This window comes from Buttiauxella sp., assembly GCF_049686335.1.
Taxonomy (GTDB): Bacteria; Pseudomonadota; Gammaproteobacteria; order Enterobacterales; family Enterobacteriaceae; genus Buttiauxella.
In genome coordinates this window covers 1-1903 of the sequence record NZ_JBAVHX010000019.1, presented here as the reverse complement: position 1 = coordinate 1903, position 1903 = coordinate 1, and the positions used below count along the sequence as shown (strand labels likewise).

The 1903-nt window shown below is 61.7% G+C and carries 2 protein-coding genes and 1 tRNA gene; 1 reads left to right on the top strand and 2 read right to left on the bottom strand.

The genetic code is table 11. The annotated features are described in order from the left end of the window. On the bottom strand, positions 1-961 hold a 961-nt coding region (gene tig, locus WBL83_RS13750), incomplete at its 3' end, for a trigger factor (RefSeq protein ID WP_424589676.1). Positions 962-1003: 42 nt separating this feature from the next. Then, positions 1004-1088: transfer RNA gene (locus WBL83_RS13745), tRNA-Leu, on the bottom strand. An 88-nt stretch (positions 1089-1176) separates the two neighbouring features. Between WBL83_RS13745 and hpnC the strand changes: the two genes are divergently transcribed. Beyond that, a partial coding sequence (hpnC, locus tag WBL83_RS13740; protein ID WP_424589675.1) for a squalene synthase HpnC occupies positions 1177-1903 on the top strand: 727 nt, incomplete at its 3' end.

Below are 1903 nucleotides of genomic sequence, written 5' to 3'. Positions count from 1 at the left end.
ACTGCGGCGCGGCGATCGGGTTCGTCTCGATCAGCGCATTCATCGCCTGTTCCTTGACGCGGGCATGCAGGCGTTTGGCGACCTCGCGCTCCAGATTGCTGAGCACTTCGGCGCGCATCTTGGCGGTATCGCCATCCGCGACGCCTAGTGCACGCGCAAAATCTGCATTGAGTTCGGGAAGTTGCGGCTTTTCGACCTTCTTGACGGTCACGGTGAATTGCACCAGGCTACCCGCCAGTTCCTTGGCATGGTAGTCGTCAGGGAAGTTAACATCGAAGGTCTTTTCCTGACCCTCGATCACATTTTCCAGAGCAGCTTCAAAATCGGGAAGCATCATGCCACCGCCGACAGACACGGCATAGTCGGTCGCCTTGCCACCTTCGAATTCCTCGCCATTCTTGCGGCCGATGAAGTCGATCACCAGACGGTCGCCCTTCTCGGCGGCACGTCCTGCGGCAACATAGGTGGTGCGCTGCTTGCGCAGCACCTCGATCGTCTTGTCGACTTCCGCGTCACCCACCGCCAGCACGGGCTTCTCAATGGGCCGACCAACGATATCGGCAATCGCAAATTCGGGAAACACTTCGAAGATGGCCGTGAATTCCATCTGGCCGTCGGTGGCGGATTTCCTGGGCTCGACGCGCGGCTGACCCGCGACGCGCAACTTCTGTGTGCGCACCGCTTCACTGAATGCCTTGTCGATGGCCGCGCCGACGGCCTCGGAGCGCGCCTCGGCGCCATGCATCTGCGCCACCATCTTCATCGGCACCTTGCCCGGACGGAAGCCCGCCATCTTGGCTGTCCTGGCGATGCGCTTGAGCTGCTGCTCCACTTCGCGCTCGATCTCGGCCAGCGTCACGGCCATGTCGATGCGGCGTTCCAGCGGATTGACGACTGCTTCCTGGGTTGCTGCCTCGGTTGCTGCCTCAGTCGCTGAAATGGTGTCCTGGGTCGTTTCCATGAAAAGTCCTTGAAATGAAGCAAAAATGAACGAACTGCCAAATGGTGCGAGAGGCGGGACTCGAACCCGCACAGGTTGCCCCGCTGGAACCTAAATCCAGTGCGTCTACCAATTCCGCCACCCTCGCCTAGCCAGTCATTGGCTATCCATTTAGCCAGCCAATGGCTATCCATCAGCCGGCCATTTTACCGGAATCGAACCTATACTGGAGCCCGATGCCCACCGACCACTTCAACGATCACTACGAGAATTTCCCCGTTGCTTCGCTGTTAATGCCGGCGCATCTGCGGCCAGCCGTCGAGGCGATTTACGCCTTCGCCCGCTCGGCCGACGATTTTGCCGACGAAGGCGACCTTTCCGCGGCGGAGCGCCTGCGCCTGCTGGCCGGCTATCGGGCCGAACTCGACCGCATCGAAAGCCAGGAAGAGACCGATCATCCGGTCTTCCAGCGCCTGCGCCCGCATATCGAAGCCTACGGGTTGCCGCTGCAACTGTTCCGTGACCTGCTCGATGCGTTCGCTCAGGACGTTGTCAAGGATCGCTATGCCAGCTTCGATGAACTGATGGACTACTGCCGCCGCTCGGCCGATCCGGTCGGTCGCCTGCTATTGCACCTGTTCGCGGCGGCAACGCCCGACAATCTGCGGCGTTCTGACGCCGTCTGCTCGGCCCTGCAGCTCATCAACCACTGGCAGGATATCGGTATCGACATCGGCAAGGGGCCACAGGGCCGCATCTACCTGCCGCAGGATGAAATGACGCGTTTTAGGGTCACGACGGACACACTGCAACGCCGTGCCACCAGCGCCGACTTTTGCGCGCTCATGCGCTTTCAGACCGACCGCGCCCGTGCGCTGATGCTTAGCGGCGCCCCGCTTGGCCGCGCCCTGCCCGGTCGCATCGGCCTGGAAATCCGCGCCATCGTCGCCGGCGGCCTGCGCC